The 18,762-nt window shown below is 57.3% G+C and carries 15 protein-coding genes and 1 tRNA gene; 12 read left to right on the forward strand and 4 right to left on the reverse strand.

Going from position 1 to position 18,762, the window contains the following annotated elements; all coding sequences use genetic code 11:
- Nucleotides 1-88 precede the first annotated feature (88 nt).
- Both PYTT_RS01095 and PYTT_RS01100 read right to left on the reverse strand, forming a co-directional pair.
- On the reverse strand, nt 89-2,443 hold the full coding sequence (locus PYTT_RS01095) for a glycoside hydrolase family 95 protein (protein ID WP_172801734.1): 2,355 nt from the start codon (nt 2,441-2,443) through the stop codon (nt 89-91).
- Between the two features lie 22 nt (nt 2,444-2,465).
- Entirely contained in the window at nt 2,466-3,887 is a 1,422-nt protein-coding gene (locus PYTT_RS01100; RefSeq protein ID WP_172801735.1) for a GDSL-type esterase/lipase family protein, read from the reverse strand.
- Between the two features lie 108 nt (nt 3,888-3,995).
- Here PYTT_RS01100 and PYTT_RS01105 point away from each other — a divergent pair, with 108 nt between their 5' ends.
- The 6 genes from PYTT_RS01105 to PYTT_RS01130 all read left to right on the forward strand — a co-directional run bounded on the left by PYTT_RS01105 (nt 3,996) and on the right by PYTT_RS01130 (nt 8,797).
- The gene (locus PYTT_RS01105; protein ID WP_067772474.1) at nt 3,996-5,159 is read left to right on the forward strand and encodes a DUF418 domain-containing protein; all 1,164 of its coding nucleotides are present in this window, start codon (nt 3,996-3,998) and stop codon (nt 5,157-5,159) included.
- Between the two features lie 87 nt (nt 5,160-5,246).
- A complete protein-coding gene (gene trmB, locus PYTT_RS01110; RefSeq protein WP_067772477.1) occupies nt 5,247-5,852 on the forward strand; it encodes a tRNA (guanosine(46)-N7)-methyltransferase TrmB in 606 nt (201 codons plus the stop codon).
- Nucleotides 5,849-6,979, forward strand: coding sequence for a tRNA guanosine(34) transglycosylase Tgt (tgt, locus tag PYTT_RS01115; protein ID WP_067772480.1), 1,131 nt, complete (start codon nt 5,849-5,851; stop codon nt 6,977-6,979). Before trmB ends, tgt begins: the two co-directional genes overlap by 4 nt.
- Complete coding sequence (yajC, locus tag PYTT_RS01120) at nt 6,976-7,404, forward strand: preprotein translocase subunit YajC (RefSeq protein ID WP_083076391.1); 429 nt, start codon at nt 6,976-6,978, stop codon at nt 7,402-7,404. The genes tgt and yajC overlap by 4 nt, the downstream gene beginning before the upstream one ends.
- A 68-nt stretch (nt 7,405-7,472) precedes the next feature.
- Nucleotides 7,473-7,949: a hypothetical protein gene (locus PYTT_RS01125; protein ID WP_141675680.1), complete on the forward strand. Its 477-nt coding sequence runs from the start codon at nt 7,473-7,475 to the stop codon at nt 7,947-7,949.
- On the forward strand, nt 7,946-8,797 hold the full coding sequence (locus tag PYTT_RS01130; protein ID WP_067772485.1) for an EF-hand domain-containing protein: 852 nt from the start codon (nt 7,946-7,948) through the stop codon (nt 8,795-8,797). The genes PYTT_RS01125 and PYTT_RS01130 overlap by 4 nt, the downstream gene beginning before the upstream one ends.
- A gap of 56 nt (nt 8,798-8,853) precedes the next feature.
- On the opposite strand, the gene PYTT_RS01135 is transcribed toward PYTT_RS01130, so the two are convergent.
- Nucleotides 8,854-10,896 (reverse strand): alpha-galactosidase, encoded by a 2,043-nt coding sequence (locus PYTT_RS01135; RefSeq protein ID WP_067772488.1) that lies wholly within the window; start codon nt 10,894-10,896, stop codon nt 8,854-8,856.
- A 185-nt stretch (nt 10,897-11,081) separates the two neighbouring features.
- On the opposite strand from PYTT_RS01135, the gene PYTT_RS01140 reads away from it, so the two are divergent.
- The 6 genes from PYTT_RS01140 (at nt 11,082) to PYTT_RS01165 (ending at nt 17,229) form a co-directional block, all read left to right on the forward strand.
- Nucleotides 11,082-13,199 carry an alpha-L-fucosidase gene (locus PYTT_RS01140; RefSeq protein WP_172801736.1) on the forward strand — a complete coding sequence of 706 codons (2,118 nt, stop codon included), beginning with the start codon at nt 11,082-11,084 and terminating at the stop codon, nt 13,197-13,199.
- Between the two features lie 153 nt (nt 13,200-13,352).
- Nucleotides 13,353-14,915: an HDIG domain-containing metalloprotein gene (locus tag PYTT_RS01145; protein ID WP_067772491.1), complete on the forward strand. Its 1,563-nt coding sequence runs from the start codon at nt 13,353-13,355 to the stop codon at nt 14,913-14,915.
- 7 nt (nt 14,916-14,922) lie between these two features.
- The gene (ybeY, locus tag PYTT_RS01150) at nt 14,923-15,390 is read left to right on the forward strand and encodes an rRNA maturation RNase YbeY (RefSeq protein WP_067772494.1); all 468 of its coding nucleotides are present in this window, start codon (nt 14,923-14,925) and stop codon (nt 15,388-15,390) included.
- 101 nt (nt 15,391-15,491) lie between these two features.
- Nucleotides 15,492-15,568, forward strand: a tRNA-Arg gene (locus PYTT_RS01155).
- A gap of 26 nt (nt 15,569-15,594) precedes the next feature.
- On the forward strand, nt 15,595-15,936 hold the full coding sequence (locus tag PYTT_RS01160; protein ID WP_067772497.1) for a hypothetical protein: 342 nt from the start codon (nt 15,595-15,597) through the stop codon (nt 15,934-15,936).
- A 6-nt stretch (nt 15,937-15,942) separates the two neighbouring features.
- Entirely contained in the window at nt 15,943-17,229 is a 1,287-nt protein-coding gene (locus PYTT_RS01165; RefSeq protein ID WP_141675682.1) for a hypothetical protein, read from the forward strand.
- Between the two features lie 104 nt (nt 17,230-17,333).
- Here PYTT_RS01165 and PYTT_RS01170 read toward each other — a convergent pair whose 3' ends face one another.
- Nucleotides 17,334-18,590: a M28 family peptidase gene (locus tag PYTT_RS01170; protein WP_172801737.1), complete on the reverse strand. Its 1,257-nt coding sequence runs from the start codon at nt 18,588-18,590 to the stop codon at nt 17,334-17,336.
- Between the last annotated feature and the right edge of the window lie 172 nt (nt 18,591-18,762).

Genomic DNA, 18,762 nt, shown 5'->3' on the forward strand with positions numbered 1-18,762 from the left:
ACACAACACCCCCGTTCATCGAAAGAACGCTGCCTCCCGGGAAAGAAAATGCCGCCGGACACATATCCCGCGGCATTCGTTGCGATGGTCAAGGCTTATGCACGGCTACGGTCTCCGTCCTGCCATTGACACGCACCCTGGCCGAACGAACCGAAGGAGATGTCAGGCGGTACCCGGTCACCCGTCCGTCCTTCCAGTCCACATCCACCGTGATATTGCCGCGAGCTTTCAGCCCTTTGACCGAACCGTCTTTCCATGCCGAAGGCAACGCCGGAAGAAGCTCCACCGTATCGGCATGGGATTGCACGAGCATCTCCGCCATACCGGCAGCAATGCCCAGATTGCCGTCGATCTGCATCGGCGGATGCGTAGCAAACATACTCTTCATGATATTGTGCCGCAAAAGCCCCTGCACCATGGCATAGGCACGGTCTCCCTCCCGCAGCCTCGCCCAGAGATTGGCCCTCCATGCCCATGTCCATGAACGGCGGGCATCTCCTGCCGTTCCCCGGTCGATCAGCGACAGCCTTGCGGCTTCCGCCCATTCGGGAGTCTTCTCTGCGGAAATCCAGCACCCCGGATACACGGCAAACAAGTGCGACGTATGCCGATGCCCGGGATTGCCTTCCCGGTCGATCATCCACTCCTGCAACCTGCCCTTTCCATTCACCACAGGCTTCGCCAGCAGATCGCGCTTCCGGCGCAGCTCCCTCGCCCAATCCCTGTCCTTCCCGAGAACATCCGCAGCCTGCGCCGTATTGGAAAAAAGCTCCCACACAATCTGCTGATCGTGAGCCACGCCGTCTTCACGACGCTCCGGCTGCTGCTCGGGGGACCAGCCGAGAGGAGCCACCAGAGTGCCTTTCGGCAAACGCTTCAACTGCTCCAGCATCTTTTCGCGCGGCACATCCTTGTACTCCGTTTGAAAATTGGCGCCTCCGGCATCCAGCTCCTTCAGGGAATCCTCCCAGAAATGGCAAATTTCCTTCATCAGCGGATAGGCCTCGCGAGCGAGGAACTCCCTGTCCTGCGTAAACAGGTAATGCTCCCACAGATGCAAGGCATACCATGCGGAAGCGGGCGTATTCCAGCTGAAACCCTGCCCGCCGAACGCGTTCTGGGCCGTCCGGGCCGTCCAGCCGCGCACAGGGCCGCCGCCGATAGCCTTGAAATGCTTGCGGGTAATCGGACCTGCCACCTTGGACGTCTCGCGGATGAATTCCATCAGAGGCTGGCTGCACTCCGAAAGATTGGTTGTCTCGGCTGGCCAGTAGCACATCTGGACATTGATATTATTATGGTAATCAGAATCCCACGGCGGAATCAGACTGTAATTCCACAAACCCTGCAAATTGGCGGGCAGACTGCCCGGCCGTGAAGAAGAAATCAGCAAATACCTGCCGAACTGGAACAGCGCGGCCTCCAACTCGGGATCCCGGGGAGAAACATTGCCGTCCACGGCCTTTCCGTAAACCGCCAGACGTTTGTCAAGAGGAAGCTGCCGCACCGAGGAATCGGAAACGCCGAGATCCAAAACCACGCGGCCATACAGAGACCTGTAATTGTCCACATGCCTCTTGCGGAGCTCATCAGCAGATTTTGCCAAAGCATCTTTCACCCGGCGTTCCACGAGACGCGACGGAGCTTCTCCGCGCCAGCCGCAATCGGCGTTCAAGGCATAATCCGTACCCAGAGACATCAGAAGGCGGTAAGACTTCGCACCCTTCAAAACCAGCCTGTTTCCCTCGGCAGCAATCGTACCGCCCTTGCAGGTCAAGGCATACACGCCTTCATAGCGGAGTCCGTTCTTCAGTGTACCCGCCTGCCGTATCCAGCCCGTGCCGTCCCGGTCGACAGACACGGAAAACCGGTCTTGCGGATGCAGAGACGCCACCTCGAAATCCGCCGAAATACCTCGTCCGGAACTGCCGGAAGCGCTTGCCTCCATCACCATCACCTGATCCGGGAACGAAGCGAAATACTCCCGCCTCACCTTCGCACCGCCCGCCTCGCAGGATACATACGCCACAGCCTCCTCTAAAGAAAGCCCCCGGCAATAATCCTTGACTTCCTCATGCCCACGATAAGACACCGTCAATGTACCGAAAGGCTGGTACGAACCGAAAGTCAGGGAATCCGGCCCCTTGTGCTTCGACTTGTCTCCGACATCGCTCTCGGAACTGCCCGACCAGAGGCTGATCTCGTTCAGCTCCAGACGATCCGTCTGCGCCCCGCCGTAAATCATCGCCCCCATGCGGCCGTTCCCGATCGGCAAAGTATCCGAAGCCCATGAACCGTCGCCGGTGCCTCCCTGCGGGCGCGACGCCTTCCACACGGCCTCGCGGTCGAACCGTATCACATCGGCGGACTCCGCCCCTTCAACGCACGGCAGGATGACGCCGCAAAAGCACCATCCCAGCACGGCGAGATCAAACCATCTCATGGATTTCAGAAAAAATGGTTGATTACTTCGGCATCCTCTTGCCGGTAATACCCTTGTAAACATGCTCCGCCATAATGGCATGCCCCTCACCGTTCGGATGCACCTTGTCCGGCACCTTGGCACCCTGCCCGATCATCGGCGTATAGAGATCGATCACCTCGCACTTATTTTTGCGGGCCACCTTCTTGATGGCAGGAATCACCTCGCCCTTGATCACCGTATCGCGGATACCGTAATTCTCGGGGAATGCGGGCACTGGAAGCAGGCAATAGATCTTCGCCTGCGGATTGCTCGCCCTCAGCTCCTTGATCATCTTCTCGTAATCCTTGGAGAACGCGGCAGAGTTCTTCCAGTTCTGAGGCTTGGAATCATTGGTACCGAGAGCGAGAAGAATAATATCGCCTTCAATCTGCCGGGCAATCGTGTAATTTCCCTTCTTCGAATACGGACTGTCTCCGGCCTCCTGCAGCGTCGTGGCGCTGATACCGAGATTGTACACATCGTACTTGTCGCCCAGAGCATTCTGCAAGCGGGTGGACCAGCGCTCGGCCGGAGTCGTACCCGCACCGAACGTAATACTGTCCCCAATGCACACGACCCTCTTTGGAGGAGTAGCGCCCACAGCCTTGAACGCGAAATCGACAATCGCCGCCGGATTCTGCAGGCTATGGGGATGATGGCCGACACCCGGCTTGTGAATCACATGGATGGAACCGCCCAACTGCTTATACTTCTTCTCGACTACCGCCGTATTCTCCGCCACGGGCACCACATCGTCAGCATCGCCGACCACCGCAAGAATCGGCACCTTCGCCTTGGCCAGAGGAGCCAGCGTATCCACAGGATTCTTCTTGTAGGCCATTGCCTGCTCGGGCGTCAGTCCGTATACTTTGCACAGCCTCTCCCAGTCGCCGGGCGACCCTTTCCCCTGCCCCTTGCCGCCGGGCCAGCTCTTGAAATCGCAAACGGGAGCATCCACATACAGCCCAGCCACCTTGCCGGGATTCAGGGAAGCCCAGTTGAATGCAAACAGCCCTCCGCGGCTCAATCCTTCCAGCACCGGCTTCGGATCAAGCTTGTACTCCTTCACCATATAATCATGGTAGGCATCCATCAGCTTCATCGCATCCGGACAGCCGTACATATTCTCCATATTGATATAGCCGACATGGAACCCGCGCTTTGCCAGCTCAATATCCGCCATCGGAAACGCATTGAAAAACTCCGTCCTCCAAATCCACGGATTGCCCGGAAGCGCCTTCGCAGGCACGATCACCAGAGCCGGACGGCCTGCCACCGTAAAATCGAGCCGCTTCATGCCATTCCATACAGACTCCTTGGCAGGAACGGCTGCCACACCGGCCTTTTGAACGGAAACAGCCGAAGGCTCATCCCCCCAGACGGGCAGGCACAATAACGAACAAACGAGAAAGGAATATTTCATGGTTATCCACCCATACGAACACATCACGAAAAATCTTTCAGTATTTCTCTCCGCACCGCTTTTTTCTCATTCTTGCAAGATCGGAGCATCACCAACCGTACAAAAGGCATGTCGCCCTCTCCGTCCACAATCGGTCAAAGACTACATGTCGTCGATGCACTTCGCGGCTTTGCCGTCGTCGCCATCATGCTCGTCCACTTTCTGGAGCATTTCATCTACGACTCCTACCCCGTCTCCACTCCTCTCATGGCCTCCGTCAACCAGGGCATGAAAGACGCCTTCTTCTTTCTGTTCGCCGGGAAATCGTACACCATCTTCGCCCTTCTCTTCGGATTCACCTATGCCATCCAGTATGGCAACCAGCTCCGCAAGGGAAAAGACTTCAGCTGCCGTTTCGCCTGGCGGCTTCTGATCCTGGCCCTCTTCGCCTGCCTGAACGCCGTCTTCTTTCCGGGAGGGGATGTCCTGCTCACCTTCGCCATTGCCGGATTGATCCTCATCCCCCTGCGCAAACTGGGCATAGGAACCCTCGCCATGGTGGCAGTCTTCTTCCTCCTCCAGCCCCTCGAACTCGCCTATGCCGCCATCCAGTTCTTCCATCCCGAATGGACTCCTCCCACCGTCCTTGCCGCAAACGCGTATCCTTCACTGAAACCCTGCATCGACAACGGCGACTTCTGGGGCATGGCATGGAACAACCTCACGACCGGACAATATTCCAGCTTCGCCTGGGGAATCGATGCCGGACGCCTGATGCAGGCTCCCGGACTCTTCATCACAGGCTTCATCCTCGGCAAAGGAGGATTCTTCCATACAGGCAGGCGCAACACCGTCTTCTGGACGCGCACCCTGCTCGCCTCTGCTGCGGGCTCCTTCGTCTTCTACATAGCCATGATCCAGCCCGAACTGGGCGCCCCCCTCAAAACGGCCTTTACCATGTGGCACAACGTCAGCTTCAGCGGCATATGGGTCGCAGGCTTCGTCCTGCTCTACCGGACGGCCTACTTCCGCCAGCTCACCGACAGCCTCCGATACTATGGCAAAATGAGCCTCACGAACTACATCACCCAATCCGTCATCGGATCTCTGATCTTCTTCCCCTTTGCGCTGGGCCTCGCTCCGCACCTCGGATATGTGGCCAGTTTCGCCGTCGGAGTCGCCGCCATGCTCCTGCAGATACGCTTCTGCCGCTGGTGGCTTGGCCGCCACCGCTACGGCCCGCTCGAAGGAATCTGGCACCGCCTCACCTGGCTGCATGCACCAAACAAATAGCATGCAACGCCGCAACTCCACGCGCAACATGGCGCACATGCTCGCAGCTTGACTTGCCCGCACCCGCCATGTAAAATCCGTCGACCCATGTTTCAGGCCGCATATCTCCCCGAAAACTACTTCAGCCAGCACGACGTCGAAGACATCTTCGGCAACGGCGAAACATGTGAAATCGACCTCGGCTGCGGAGACGGCGGTTTCCTGCTGCAAATGGCCCGGCAATACCCGGACACCAAATTCCTCGGCATCGAACGCCTGCTCGGGCGCGTACGCTCCGTCTGCTCCAACGCGGAAACGGAACGCCTTGAAAACGTCCGCGTCCTCCGGCTCGAAAGCCGCTACTTCCTTGAATGGTTCATCCGGCCCGGCAGCATCTCGCGCCTGCATTACCTCTGCCCCGACCCGTGGCCCAAAACGCGCCACCACAAAAACCGCCTCGTACAGGACCACTTCCTGCCCGTCCTGCACCGTGCACTCGCGCCGCAAGGAGAATTCCTCTTCAAAACCGACCATGAAGAATACTACGAGTGGGTTCTTGAACACATGAACAACTCCCCCCTCTTCCGCAAACTCACCTGGGAGGAAAACGAATTCTACTACCCGAAAACCGACTTCCAGCTCCATTGGGAATCCATGGGCAAACACATCCACAGGGCCCGATTCGCCAAAACAGAACACACCGCACAAGCATGAGCTTCACCCTCCACAGCGTCGATCCCAGCGGAGCGCGGCTGGGCACCCTGCACCTGCCCCACGGCGACGTGCAAACCCCCATCTTCATGCCCGTCGGTACTCAGGGAACAGTCAAAACCCTCCACCCCGACGACCTCCACGCTCTCGGCGCCCAAATCATCCTCGGCAACACCTACCACCTCTCCCTCAGGCCGGGAGCCGAAACCGTACGCGACCTCGGCGGCCTCCACACCCTCTCCGGCTGGGACAAACCCATCCTCACGGACTCGGGCGGCTTTCAGGTCTGGTCCCTTGCCAAACTCCGCAAAATCACAGAAGAAGGAGTCCGCTTCCAAAACCACATCGACGGAGCCACCATGATGCTCACCCCCGAACGCTCCATGGAAATCCAGGCGCAGCTCGGCAGCGACATCGCCATGCTCTTCGACGAATGCCCACCCTACCCCTGCGACCGCCGCTACGCGGAAAAATCCCTCGGCTACACCCTCCGCTGGGCCCGGCGATGCAAACAATGGGTCGATGAAAACAACCCCGCATCGGGCAGCGGCAGGCAGAGCCACTTCGGCATTGTCCAGGGCTCCGTCTATGCCGACCTCCGCCGCCAGTGCGCGGAAGAACTCGCAGCCATGGACTTCGACGGCTACGCCATCGGCGGCGTCTCCGTCGGCGAACCGGAAGAGGAAATGCTCAAGGCCATCGAACACTCCGCTCCCTACCTCCCTGCAGACAAACCCCGCTACGCCATGGGACTCGGCACCCCCGTACAGCTCCTTGAAATGATCGAACGGGGAGTCGACATGTTCGACTGCGTCATGCCCACCCGCCTCGCCCGCCACGGCATCGCCATGACGCCCGACGGCCCCATCCACATCAAAAACAAAAAATGGGAAAAAGACATGCGCCCGCTCGATGTGGAAGGACACCCTCATGTCAACCGCTTCTCCCGGGCGGCCATACGCCACTTCTTCCGCTCCGGTGAAATACTCGCTTTAAGATTGCTTTCCTTTCAAAATCTGTCATTCTATCTCCGGCTCATGGCTCAAGCGCGAAGCGCCATCGCGGCCGGACAATTCGGCTCGTTCAAGCGTGCCTTCATTTCGCGCTACCAAGCAAACGACATATCATGAACGCAAACATCATCCTCGCCCAAATCGAAGGAGCTGCAACGACGGGAGAAGCTCCCGCAGCAGCAACTCCGGCCGCCCAGCCGGCCGCTCCCGCCAAAGATGCCAAGAGCGGCACCGTACAAACGACGGACAAACCGGCCGCACAGCCTGCGGAGGAAACCAATTTCCTCGGCAGCCCGCTCGTCATGTTCCTCATCATCGGCGTCCTCTTCTACTTCCTCCTCATCCGCCCGCAGCGTAAGCAGCAAAAGGAACAGCAGGCGCGCCTCAACGCCCTGAAAGTGGGCGACAGCGTCATCACCAACGCCGGCATCCACGGCGAAGTGCGCAAAATCGACGAACGCACCGTTGACGTACAAATCGCCAAAGACGTGACCATCACGCTCGAAAAAGCGGCCATCATCAACGTCAAATCGAAAGACTGACCCCCTTCACAAGGCAGCGGACAACACACGGTTCGCTGCCTTCTTTCTCCCCATTCCCTAACAGAACCATGCAAACCAAGTTCCGGCTCCGATCAACCCTTGCTGCATCGGTTCCCGCAACTTATTGCTTGATACTGGCCTCCTGCACCTTGAGGCCCGGAGATTATACCCCTGTCACCGACTCTACGGCATTCGGCCCGCACACCCTCCTGCACGACATATACTATTGCGGTTCCGATGCGCAAAACCACTACTTCGCCCGTGAAATGAAGCCATGGTGGGCTTCCCCCCACTACTTCAAAATCGACAAATCCCTCATCATCTACGAACGGGAAAAACCTTTCTCTCCCAAACGCGCCCAATGGGATAGCGTCCCTGCTCCTCCACGTTTCCTGAACGAAAAAACATCCGCCTGGCCTATACCTCGCCGCACCCCTTCTCCTGCCATCACCTCCTCGGCGACACCCTCCATTGAACGACTCTCTCCGCAAACCTGCATTTTCTTCACAACCAAACCCAAACAATGGGGTTATTACTTCATATGAGCATCCGTATTCTTCCGGCCATCATTCTATGCACACCGTTTCTTGCCTCCGCCGAGGCGGATAACGGCGCTCCGCCGCCTGCTCCTTCACCGGAAAATACATGCCGCCCGAACTGCACGCCGGTCCGGAAAAAACAGGCACAACGCATGGAACACATCGCCCTGTCTCTCTTCATGCGCCAACTGATTCTGGATAAATACGACACGGACGGCGACGGCATCCTGAACGACGACGAACGCAAAACCCTCCTCGCCGATGCCGACAAAGTACGAGACGAAGCACGCAGACGCTTCATCTCCCAGTTCGACCGGAACAAAGACGGCAAACTGGACGCACAGGAACAGGCTGAGCTGAAAAAAGCCCTCTCCCACCAGCACAAGCGGCATCAACGCCGTGGACAGCCGCACCCAGGCGGCCCGCCTCCCCCCCCGAACAGCTCCGGACGGAATGAACCTCCTCCGCCGCCCGCTCTCTATATACTGGCCCAAAAACTCCTGCTGGAAAAATTCGACGCCAACCGCAACGGAAAATTGGAACCGGAAGAATTCACAATCATCCGTCAGGAAGCGGACAAACTCTTACAGGCTCACCGTGCCACACTGCTGAAACGCTTCGATACCGACCAAAACGGATCTCTGGACAAAACGGAAACCGAAAACGCGCGCCGCACGCTGATACAGGAACGCGAACTCCATCGGGAAATCGACACCTCCGCCAAACAGCCGGACGAAATAGATCTCTTCCTTGATGCAAGGTACGACATGGACATCCTTCTCTCCCTCAACACCGCCGCAGCCCTCAAAAAACCCATCCGCCTGCAAGTGATCGACATTTCATTTCGCGGATGAGCCATTGTCAAACACAGTCATGAAGCCGGGACATCCCGGCTTCATGACCAGTCTTACTACTTCTTCGGAGCGAAGCGCGCGTCGAACACCAGCACCTCGAAGGGTTGCAGCGTCAACTTCACCTTCCCTTCTGCCGGCATGACAAGTTCGCGCACTCTTTGATCGGCATAGCCGGCATGCAGGCGCATCGCCTCCGGCATCCTGCCGACCGGTTCGAACACCGACACGGCATCCAGTTCGACCTCCTTCGGCTTATCGTCGGGATTGCGAAGCGCCAGAGTCGCACCTGCGGGACTCCATGCCGCATAACCGTACACATCGAGATGGTGGGGATTGCCGCCGACCCAGTGCACATCCGCCAGCACCTCGGCATTCTTCCTCGCCCAGCGCACGGCTTCCGCCACATCGTCCCATGCCTTGCCATTCATCATGGAAGCCGTCAAATACAGCTCCTGAAGATTCGCACCGGAACCGAACAGCATCCGCGCATCGTTCTTCAAATCGTTGCCCGCCTTGCTGACACGAGCCGCCTGATACTCCGTACCCAGCACGAGCCCGTGGTGCATCAGAGAACTGAGAGGATACAAAGGCGCACGTTGCACGATCAGGCTATAGCAATAGGCATCCCGGTAAGTAATTGATTGCTCCCGGTCATCGCCCTTGCCCTGCCAGCCCACATCCGCGCTGCCGTCGCGCCAGGTACAGTCTACATGGTTCAACCAGAACGGAGACGGCCACGTACCTACGGTCGTACTCAAAAACAACTTGGGATTGATTGCCCTCAACTCGTTGGCAATGGACAGCAGCGCCATGAAATGAGGACTCACGCCTTCCCCTGCCTTGTCCCACTTGAAGAAATTCACCCCGTCCTTCACCATCAAATCGGCGCACCTGTCGCGAAACCACTTATAATACTCCGGCTGCGCGAGATCGAACTTCCCGGCGGACGCAGGCAGCAGCCCCTTGGCCTTCGCATGATTGATGCGCTCCTGCGTACCCGTATAACCGCCGAGCGGAGAAATCCAGATACCGAAATTGGAACCGATACCCCGGATCGCCTCCGCCGTCTTGCGGAAACCGCTCGGGAACTTCCGTGCGCTTGGCTGCCAGAGATCGGCCTGCACATCATCCCAACCGTCATCGAGCACAAACGAATCCAGCTTGATTCCCCTCTTCTTCCCCAGCTCGTCCCCATACGCCTTGACCGTGGCCAAAAGCTTCTCCTCCGTCGGATTCAAACCGAAATCGTACCAGCAGTTATACTGGAGAAACTGTGTATAAGGCATCGCCCGCTCGCGCTCCAGATAAGCGAGAAACCCGCGGCGCAACTGACCCTTCGGATAAACGCCGAACACGGCCGAAAACTTCTGCTGCGCACCGGGCTGCATCGGCAAATTGCATGCAAAACCGATCGTTGCACCATCCTTACCTATTTCGGCTTTCGCCACGGGCAACTCGACCCCGGCAAAAATCCCGCTCTTCCCGACAAGAGGGCTTCCAGGCACCGTTCCCGACACGCTGAAGCCCTCCCCCTTCAGATCGACCAGCTGGATATTTTTGATATCCACAGGCTTCGTCGCCTTGATATCGAAAGTCTCTTTCACATACGAAGACCCATCCCTCAATTCCGCCCGCCAAGTCACCACAAGCCCGGCTGCCTCATTGTGGAACACCACCTGAAAAGCCTTCCCCGCAAAACCATCCGATGCCCGCGCGCTCTTGCCCTTCTCCGGCAGCAAGGCCACCTCCACGGGCGGCTTTTCCAGCACGAACGAAGACGCGGGCAAATTGAACCCGCCAGCCTCCGTCGACAACCGGAACAACTCGGACTGATTGCCGGACACGGAAGCAGGCTTCTCTTCCGAATTGGAAATGCCGAACCGCACAATCCGGTTACCTTGCACCTCCCACCGGGCGGAAAGCACCTGATTGCCGAGAACCAGCAACGACTTGCCGCCTCCCTCCTGAAGCACCTTCGCCTCAGCCTTTCCCGGTGCCATCGCGGCATCCGGATAAGACACGCTCGTTCCGTTCGCAAAAACGGTTCCCGCCGACATAATGGCGAGCAATGCCGCCGTACACATATTCGTTTTCATCATTCAAAAATCCCTTGAAAAGAATGGACACAAACCATTCATACCATTATACGCCCCCGCCACCTCTCATCTTTCACCCAATGAAAACAAAACAATACAAACATTTCCATATAACACGAACAGAATCGCTTACAAACGCGAATACATCTTGCATTTCCATACGTTTGCGATACAATACCCGCCGACGTATGAAGATCACACTGTCTACACTTGCCATCCTCACCTGCACCTGCGCCAGCCTCGCGACAACGGTACAGGCTGCAGATCAAAGCAAAAAGCCCACCGCTTCCAGCCAAGGCAAAACGTTGCCTCCCGCCCCGTTCGGCGCCGTCCCCACAGATGCGCAGGTCAATTGGCAGCGCATGGAATTCTACGCCTTCGTTCACTTCGGCCTCAACACATGGACTGGCCGCGAATGGGGATACGGCGACGAAAATCCGAAAATGTTCAATCCGACGGATTTCAACGCCGACAAAATCATCAAAACCTTCAAACAGGCCGGCATGAAAGGCATGATCTACACAGCCAAACATCATGACGGCTGGTGCAGCTGGCCCACCAAAACCACCGGGCACAACATCACCAAGAGCCCGTGGAAAAACGGCAAGGGAGATGTCGTTGGCGAATTTGCCAAAGCCTGCAAAGAAAACGGCCTCAAATTCGGCACCTACCTCTCCCCCTGGGACCGCAACAACGCCGAATATGGCCGCGACGGCTACCTGAAAACATACTACGGGCAAATTGCGGAACTGCTGACCAACTACGGCCCCGTCTTTGAAATCTGGTTCGACGGAGCCAACGGCGGCGACGGCTTCTACGGCGGCGCACGAGAACGCCGCCAAATCAAGGGAGACTATTACAACTTCGAGCAAATCGTCAAAAACATCCGCAAACTTCAGCCGAACTGCATCATCTGGGGTGCAGGACATTACGGCGACGCCCGTTGGGGCGGCTCCGAAAAAGGCCATGTCAACTACCCGCACTGGTCCACCCTCAGCTCCACCCAGCCGGGAGGCGGCGGCACGGGCAACCGCGGCGGCGACCGCTGGGTACCTGCCGAAGGCGACACCACCATCAACCATGCCGGCTGGTTCTGGCACGCCGGACAGGCCTCCCGCGTCAAATCTCCGGAACAACTCCTCAACGTCTGGTTCGACTGCGTAGGCCGCGGCGCCAACCTCATCCTGAACGTTGCCGCCGACCAAACGGGCAACCTCGACCCGGCGGACGTCAAGGCACTCCTCGCCTTCAAGGAACTGCGCGACAGGCTCTATGCCAATGATTTCGCCAAGGGAGCCAAGGCTACAGCCTCGGAAACGCGCGGCAACTCCGCCAAATACAGCCCTGCCAACATGGTCGACGACAACCTCGACACCTATTGGGCCGTAGAAGACGGCAACCTCACCCCCTCCGCCGAAATCCAGCTTGCCAAACCGGCCACCTTCGATGTCGTTCGCCTGCGCGAACAGATCCGCCTCGGCCAGCGCGTCGACTCCTTTGAAGTAGACGCATGGGAAAACGGAGCATGGAAAACCATCGTCAAGGACGGCAAAACCATCGGCAACCAGATCATGGTCCGCCTCCCGGAACCCGTCACCACAGACAAGCTCCGCCTCCGCATCACCGGCAGCCAGGCCACGCCCTGCATCTCCGAATTCTCGCTGCTGCGCAAACCGGTCATCATCCCGCAGCCGGAAATCACCCGCCAGGGCGACATGCTCACCATCCCGGAAAAACCCGGCTTCACCGTCAAATACACCACGGATGGCACCGCACCGACCGCCCAGTCACCCGCCTATACCCAGCCTGTGCCATTCGCGCAGGGAGGCCTCGTCAAAGCCTGCTATATCGACAAGGAAGGAAACATCGGCCCGGTCAAGGAAAACCGCTTCGGCATCCCGAAAACCGGATGGAAAATCGTCTCCTCCACGGCGGGCGACGCCACCAAGGCCATCGACGACAACCCGAAAACATTCTGGCACACCCACATGGCACAGGAACAGGCTCCGCCCCAATCCTTCACCGTAGACATGGGCAAGCCCCACGACCTCACCTCCTTCTCCTACCTGCCCCGCCAGGACGGAACATGCCACGGCATGACTGACCGGTACACCTTCGAAGTCAGCCAGGACGGTAAAACATGGAAAAAAGCCGCCGAAGGAGAATTCTCCAACCTGCGTGCCAACCCCATCGAACTGAACGTCAACTTCAGCAAGAAAGAACCGAACGTCCGCTACTTCCGCTTCACGGGCACCCGTGCCATTGAGAAAAACCACGTCTCGGCAGCGGAAATCTCCGTCTTCTGATACGCAGCGGCCGGACAACACGCCTCTCAAGGATGCAATCCCTTCGGATTGCATCCTTTTTATCGCCTTCCGGGCAGAAAACCCGATGACGCGCTGCCCTCTTGCTTTTCCATGGAAGGCATCCCATAGTACATTGGTTCCCATTCCTGAAACGTGAACATCTTCCACACACTCATCCAGACATTCCATCGATCCTCCGGTGATGGAACGGACAATGCAGCCTCAACTGCGCGCACCCTCGATAGCTCGCGCGGCCTCATGGGGGCCATCATGATCCTCAACCTCCTCTTTCTGGAAATACTCGCCTGCATCGGAGCCACCTCCGTAGCCGACGGAGTCCACCGCTCCCTGTGGATGTTCTTCGTCTACTGCTCGATGAGCCTCATCTACAAACTCGCAGCAGGCAACAAAATCTTCTCGAACAAAGTCTTCCTCGTCAGCAGCCTTGCCATTGCGCTGCATCTCGGCATCGTCGTCATGCTCGCCAACTACATGCGCAGCATGCCGGAATGGAACTACCTGATGATCCTGCTGGTACCGTACACGCTGGCGCCCATCATCGTCTCCGTCCTGCTGGGCAAAGCCATGGGCACCTTCACCGCCGTCTGCGTCACCCTCTACGGCCTCATCCTGATGCCCGACCCCTCGCCCGTCTCCCCGTTGAACTACATCTGCCTCAGCCTGCTGACGGGATTGATCGGCGTCGTCCTCACGGGCAACCTCCGCAAACGCGAGCAAATCCTCTCCACGGGTTTCATCGTCGGCATCGTCACCTTCGCCGCAGCCTTCTGCCTCGGAGCCCTCGGTAGCGGAGACGAATGGTTCCGCGCCCGCAACCTGGGATGGGACATCGGCAGCGCCATCGGCATGAGCTTCTTCGTCTCCGTCTTCATCGGCGGCATCCTTCCCCTGCTCGAACACATGTTCCACATCAGCACACCCATCACATGGCAGGAACAGGGGGACATGAACCTGCCTCTCCTCAAAGACCTCCAGCTGCACGCACCCGGCACCTTCCACCACAGCGTCATCGTATCCCTGCTCGCCGCCAATGCCGCCAAAGCCATCGGGGCCAACTCCATGCAATGCAGCGTTGCCGCACTTTACCACGACATCGGCAAAACGAAATACCCTCAGTACTTCGCCGAAAACATCCCCAGCTCCGCCGCCAGCCCGCACAGTGAACTGACGCCGGACATGAGCGCCAAACTCATCATCGGCCATGTCACCGAAGGCGTCGAACTCGCCAAAAAACACAACCTCGGCCCCAGCATCATCTCCATCATCAAGGAACACCACGGCCGCTCCCTCGCCTACTACTTCTATCGGCAGGCTCTCGACAAATTCGAAGCTGCCATGAAAGACTTCGAAGCCGGACTCATCGACACCAAACCCGCCCCCGTCGACGACGAACAATTCCGCTACCCCGGCCCCGGACCGCAAAGCCGCGAAGCCGGAATCGTCTCACTGGCGGACATTGTCGAAAGCGCCACCCGATCCCTGAAAAACCCCACAGCCGAAGAAATGGCGAACAAAGTGGACGAACTCATCCGGGAACGCCTGTTGAGCGGCCATCTGGAAGACAGCAACCTCACCCTCGGCGACATCCATAAAATCAGGGACTCCTTCCTCGAAACCCTCAAAACCATGGCGCACAACCGCCCCGAATATCCGAAGCACGAAACGGAACCCGCTCCGAAAAAGGCCACCGCCTGATCCGTCCATGATGCCGGAAATCGAAATCTACCTCAACACGGAAACGCCGTGGCCCACGGAACGAACCGTCGGCCACTACCGCAAACTGCTGGAACAGGCCCTGCCCTCCCTTCTCTCAGCCCCGCCCGGCCCCGAACACATCCTCTCCACCCTGCAACTCGTCGAAATCAGCATCGTGGACGATCCCACCATCGCCCGCATCCACGGCGAATATCTGAACGACCCGACCGCGACGGACGTCATTACCTTCCCGCATGGCGACGGCCTCGGTGAAATCATCGTCAGCGCCGATACGGCCGCCTCCTACGCCGCCGCCCACGGCGTCGACACCGCCCGTGAACTCTTCCGCTACATCGTCCACGGCCTCGTCCACCTGCACGGCTACCTCGACAACACGCCGGAACTCCGCGCCGACCTCTTCGCCATACAGGAACCCATCGTCGAATCCTACTATCTCGACGAACTGGAGCCGTAACGCAAACTTCCGGACAGGGATTGCCATCATCCTCCGGCAAGGCACAAAATACTTGTCAAGCCACGTCCTCCCTGCTATCATCCGTCAGCACATCGCCTTACGCTCCGTTAGCTCAGTTGGATAGAGCAACAGCCTTCTAAGCTGTGGGTCATTGGTTCGAATCCAATACGGGGCGCCACCTTCCCTGCCCCTCACCCTCACACCATGTCCGCTCATCCTCTCCTTGCGGAAATCGCCGACAAAATGCCTGCACCCGGCATGGTTCTTTGCGTATCCGCCATCATCACCCTTGTGTTCGCTGCCATGCTCTCCACCGAAATCAGGTGGAAACCGCTACTGGCCAGCATCTACTTCCTCATCCTGATATGCGGCCAATTCCTTCTGCTCAGTGACGACGACCTCGGAGCATGGTGGTGGAAAGAACTGGACTACGATTACCCCCTTTGCATCGCCTTATGCTGGTGGGGAATACCGGCTCTCGCCCTCCTCGCAGCAGCAGGCAAATGCCATATGGCACACCGGCGGAAGCCAGCACAAAAGGCCTGATCGTGCATGAACCTTTGCGTTCCCCACCTCGCCCACATCTGCCGTGCAGCCAAAAGCCCGGCACTTACTCCACCTGTAAAGCCCATGAAGGCAAATCACCCACAATCACCCGACCAAACAGGCAACATCTCGAAGCACAATAAAAAAGAACAGCATCCGTTATGGGCGCGTACAGCCTTCATTCTGCTTTCCGCAGGCACATGCTGCATCTTTCTTCCGCAATGTACCGGCATGGAATCTTCCGATCATCTCGAATCATCGGCACATTGGCACGGCATCGCGTTGCGCCTGATGGCCGCACTTCCCGTGATCGGAATTATTGTCAAAATCCTTCTTTGTCTCAAGGATCCGAACCATGGGCAACAGCAGGATTTGCCATACGCCTCAAACAAAACGAACAGATCAAACCGGCGAAACAATGGCCCTGCGCCACTCCTGACACCACAGGCTGAGAGTACCATCATCACTCTTGCCGAAAAATGGAAACAAAACACCCCTGAATCCGAACGCGAACTTCAATACAGACAAGCAAGGGATTATATGGTCAAAACCATTGCCAACAGAAAAAAACGACTGACTCTGTTTACATGCTTTCTTCGAAAACCTGCATGGAAAACCGACACAGCCGCCATCAACGAATTTGTCGATCAATTCCTATGCTTCACCACAATATGCCACCGAGTACAATCTTATAGGAAATTTGCATTCATCGATTCCATCCTGGAGCTGATATCTCGGGAAATGCGCATGAATCTCAGAAACGAATACAACAGGAAATACAGTCAAGAACGGAAAGAAGCCATCCGTTCCAAATGTCAATACTACCAGTTCTACTCGTTGGAGGGCATTTCAACCCTACTTCAGAACATTGCCACGATAGCGGATTGCATGGAGCCAACGGATACATGGATCAAAAGAATGGGGCTGGTCGAACACAGTGCGGCCTATTACGAACAAATGATCATCGACCGTTTATCGAAGGAAGAAGCAATCAGCCTGTATATCTCGAGATTATATATCGAATGCCAAAAACGTGAAATGAATCAGGACCACTGCCAACGATACCTGGACAACATTCAAAAAATGGTTCGGATTCAGCAGTGGCCGGATGATAACGAATTGCTCCTGAGGCTTCTCGGATTACGCAAGCCCACACTGGAAGATATAGATGACACGATAAGCATTATTATCTATAAAAACCATTACATCTCATCCAAATGCCGAGACTGTGCGGAACCGGCATGCGATCCGGAAAACATCAAGCAAACCTCCCCTGAATCCACGATGGCATAACAACCAACCTTCCGGCTTGGACGTACAACCGTTCCGAGCAGGGGCAACGCGCCTCCCGTTTTCCTCTCAAGGCATCACAGCCTGCGGTTCCTGCCATTCAGATTTCACTCCGCCACCGTTTCCGCCACGCCGACAGGCACTTCTTTCGGAGAGGCCGAGGCAGAAACGCCTTCCGGAGGGGTCGTCACGAACGCTTGCATCAGCTTCAACAGTGCATCGACGTCCCTCAAATCGGCCATCTCACGAGGAGAATGCATATACCTCACAGGGCATCCGATCATCGTCGCCCTCCCTCCCATCATCATCGCCGAAAGGAAATCCGACAGCCCCACCATCTTGAACGTATCCTTCTGCATGGGAATTCCCTTCACATTGGCCAAATTTTCCAGTGAACGGTTCATCTTCCTGTCGAAGCGGTATCTCGCATTCCCCGCTATTCTCCCCGGATACGCCTGCAAGACAGGCCCCTTCCCCATTGATATAGGCAATCCCTCGAATTGCTCGTCGGGATACTGCATCGAATCGACCGTGCAATCCAACGCGATCACCTGCTCCGGAGGATTCTTGAGGAAATAGGCAAATGAACCCAGCAGCCCCATTTCCTCCCGCACTGCCGAAAGCAGTACCACATTGTATTGAAGATCGTTCTTGTGCGCAGCGAGATAGGGGGCCAGTTCCGACAGAAGGAACACATGCAGCCTGTTATCCAGCCCATGGGCTACCAGCCTGCTCTCCGCGATAATCTCGGCCTGCGTCGCAGGCACACACAGAGTTCCCGGCACAATGCCCATTTGCTCCACCTGCGCCGCGTTGTTGGCGCCGACATCGAACTCGACGTTTACCCATTTCGCAAAATGGTCGCGCCCCTTGTTTCTCTCGTCCGGTTCGAGTATGGCCTTGGCATACCGCTGCCTCATTTGCAGACGCTCCATCCAGGACATGCGGTAGCAATCGCCGCTCGCATTCATTTCGGTCTCAATCAGCTCCAGTTGCCTGTCCACTGGAACGACGGCATCGGGTTTCATCCCTTCCCACCATCTGGGCCTGCACCCGGCAAAAGCAGGTACGGGCCCCTTCGAGCCGTGGAAAACATAAGGTACGGACGCGACGGCATCCGGATCCGGATGCCCCAGCAGCTTCACCTTGACAAACCCGCGGGGCGTCGTTTCCTTCACTTCCAGCCCCACCTCGTCGATATGCGATACAATGACCAGAGTCGGTGCATCCTCTTTGGGGCTCTCGAACTCGGCCCATGCATTGCCGACTTCGTCCTTGCCCACACGGTCGGCATGGGGAGACACCCTGTCCAGCCACATTTGCTGGGCCTTTTCTTCCTTCGTCGAAGGTGACGGAGTATTCAAAAACCGAGTCAGAAACTCCGTCGATTCCGGTGTGAAAATTCCGGGCGCATTATCAGCTGCGGACAAGCCCGCAGCCATCCATAGGGTCAGAACAGCGTATCGTATCATTGGGGTGGCCATCACTATCCCATACGGCAGCCCCAACGGCAAGCACGAATTCCCCCATATACTT

Origin of the sequence: Neoakkermansia glycaniphila (genome assembly GCF_900097105.1) — a bacterium.
In the GTDB taxonomy this organism is placed as follows: domain Bacteria; phylum Verrucomicrobiota; class Verrucomicrobiia; order Verrucomicrobiales; family Akkermansiaceae; genus Akkermansia; species Akkermansia glycaniphila.

What these genes read in the sequence shown, in the direction of transcription:
- PYTT_RS01095 (WP_172801734.1), bottom strand. Translation starts at nt 2,443, where the DNA reads ATGAGATGGTTTGATCTCGCCGTGCTGGGATGGTGCTTTTGCGGCGTC.
- PYTT_RS01100 (WP_172801735.1), bottom strand. Translation starts at nt 3,887, where the DNA reads ATGAAATATTCCTTTCTCGTTTGTTCGTTATTGTGCCTGCCCGTCTGG.
- PYTT_RS01140 (WP_172801736.1), top strand. Translation starts at nt 11,082, where the DNA reads ATGAAGATCACACTGTCTACACTTGCCATCCTCACCTGCACCTGCGCC.
- yajC (WP_083076391.1), top strand. Translation starts at nt 6,976, where the DNA reads ATGAACGCAAACATCATCCTCGCCCAAATCGAAGGAGCTGCAACGACG.
- PYTT_RS01130 (WP_067772485.1), top strand. Translation starts at nt 7,946, where the DNA reads ATGAGCATCCGTATTCTTCCGGCCATCATTCTATGCACACCGTTTCTT.
- ybeY (WP_067772494.1), top strand. Translation starts at nt 14,923, where the DNA reads ATGATGCCGGAAATCGAAATCTACCTCAACACGGAAACGCCGTGGCCC.
- PYTT_RS01105 (WP_067772474.1), top strand. Translation starts at nt 3,996, where the DNA reads ATGTCGCCCTCTCCGTCCACAATCGGTCAAAGACTACATGTCGTCGAT.
- PYTT_RS01135 (WP_067772488.1), bottom strand. Translation starts at nt 10,896, where the DNA reads ATGATGAAAACGAATATGTGTACGGCGGCATTGCTCGCCATTATGTCG.
- trmB (WP_067772477.1), top strand. Translation starts at nt 5,247, where the DNA reads ATGTTTCAGGCCGCATATCTCCCCGAAAACTACTTCAGCCAGCACGAC.
- PYTT_RS01165 (WP_141675682.1), top strand. Translation starts at nt 15,943, where the DNA reads ATGAACCTTTGCGTTCCCCACCTCGCCCACATCTGCCGTGCAGCCAAA.
- PYTT_RS01160 (WP_067772497.1), top strand. Translation starts at nt 15,595, where the DNA reads ATGTCCGCTCATCCTCTCCTTGCGGAAATCGCCGACAAAATGCCTGCA.
- tgt (WP_067772480.1), top strand. Translation starts at nt 5,849, where the DNA reads ATGAGCTTCACCCTCCACAGCGTCGATCCCAGCGGAGCGCGGCTGGGC.
- PYTT_RS01125 (WP_141675680.1), top strand. Translation starts at nt 7,473, where the DNA reads ATGCAAACCAAGTTCCGGCTCCGATCAACCCTTGCTGCATCGGTTCCC.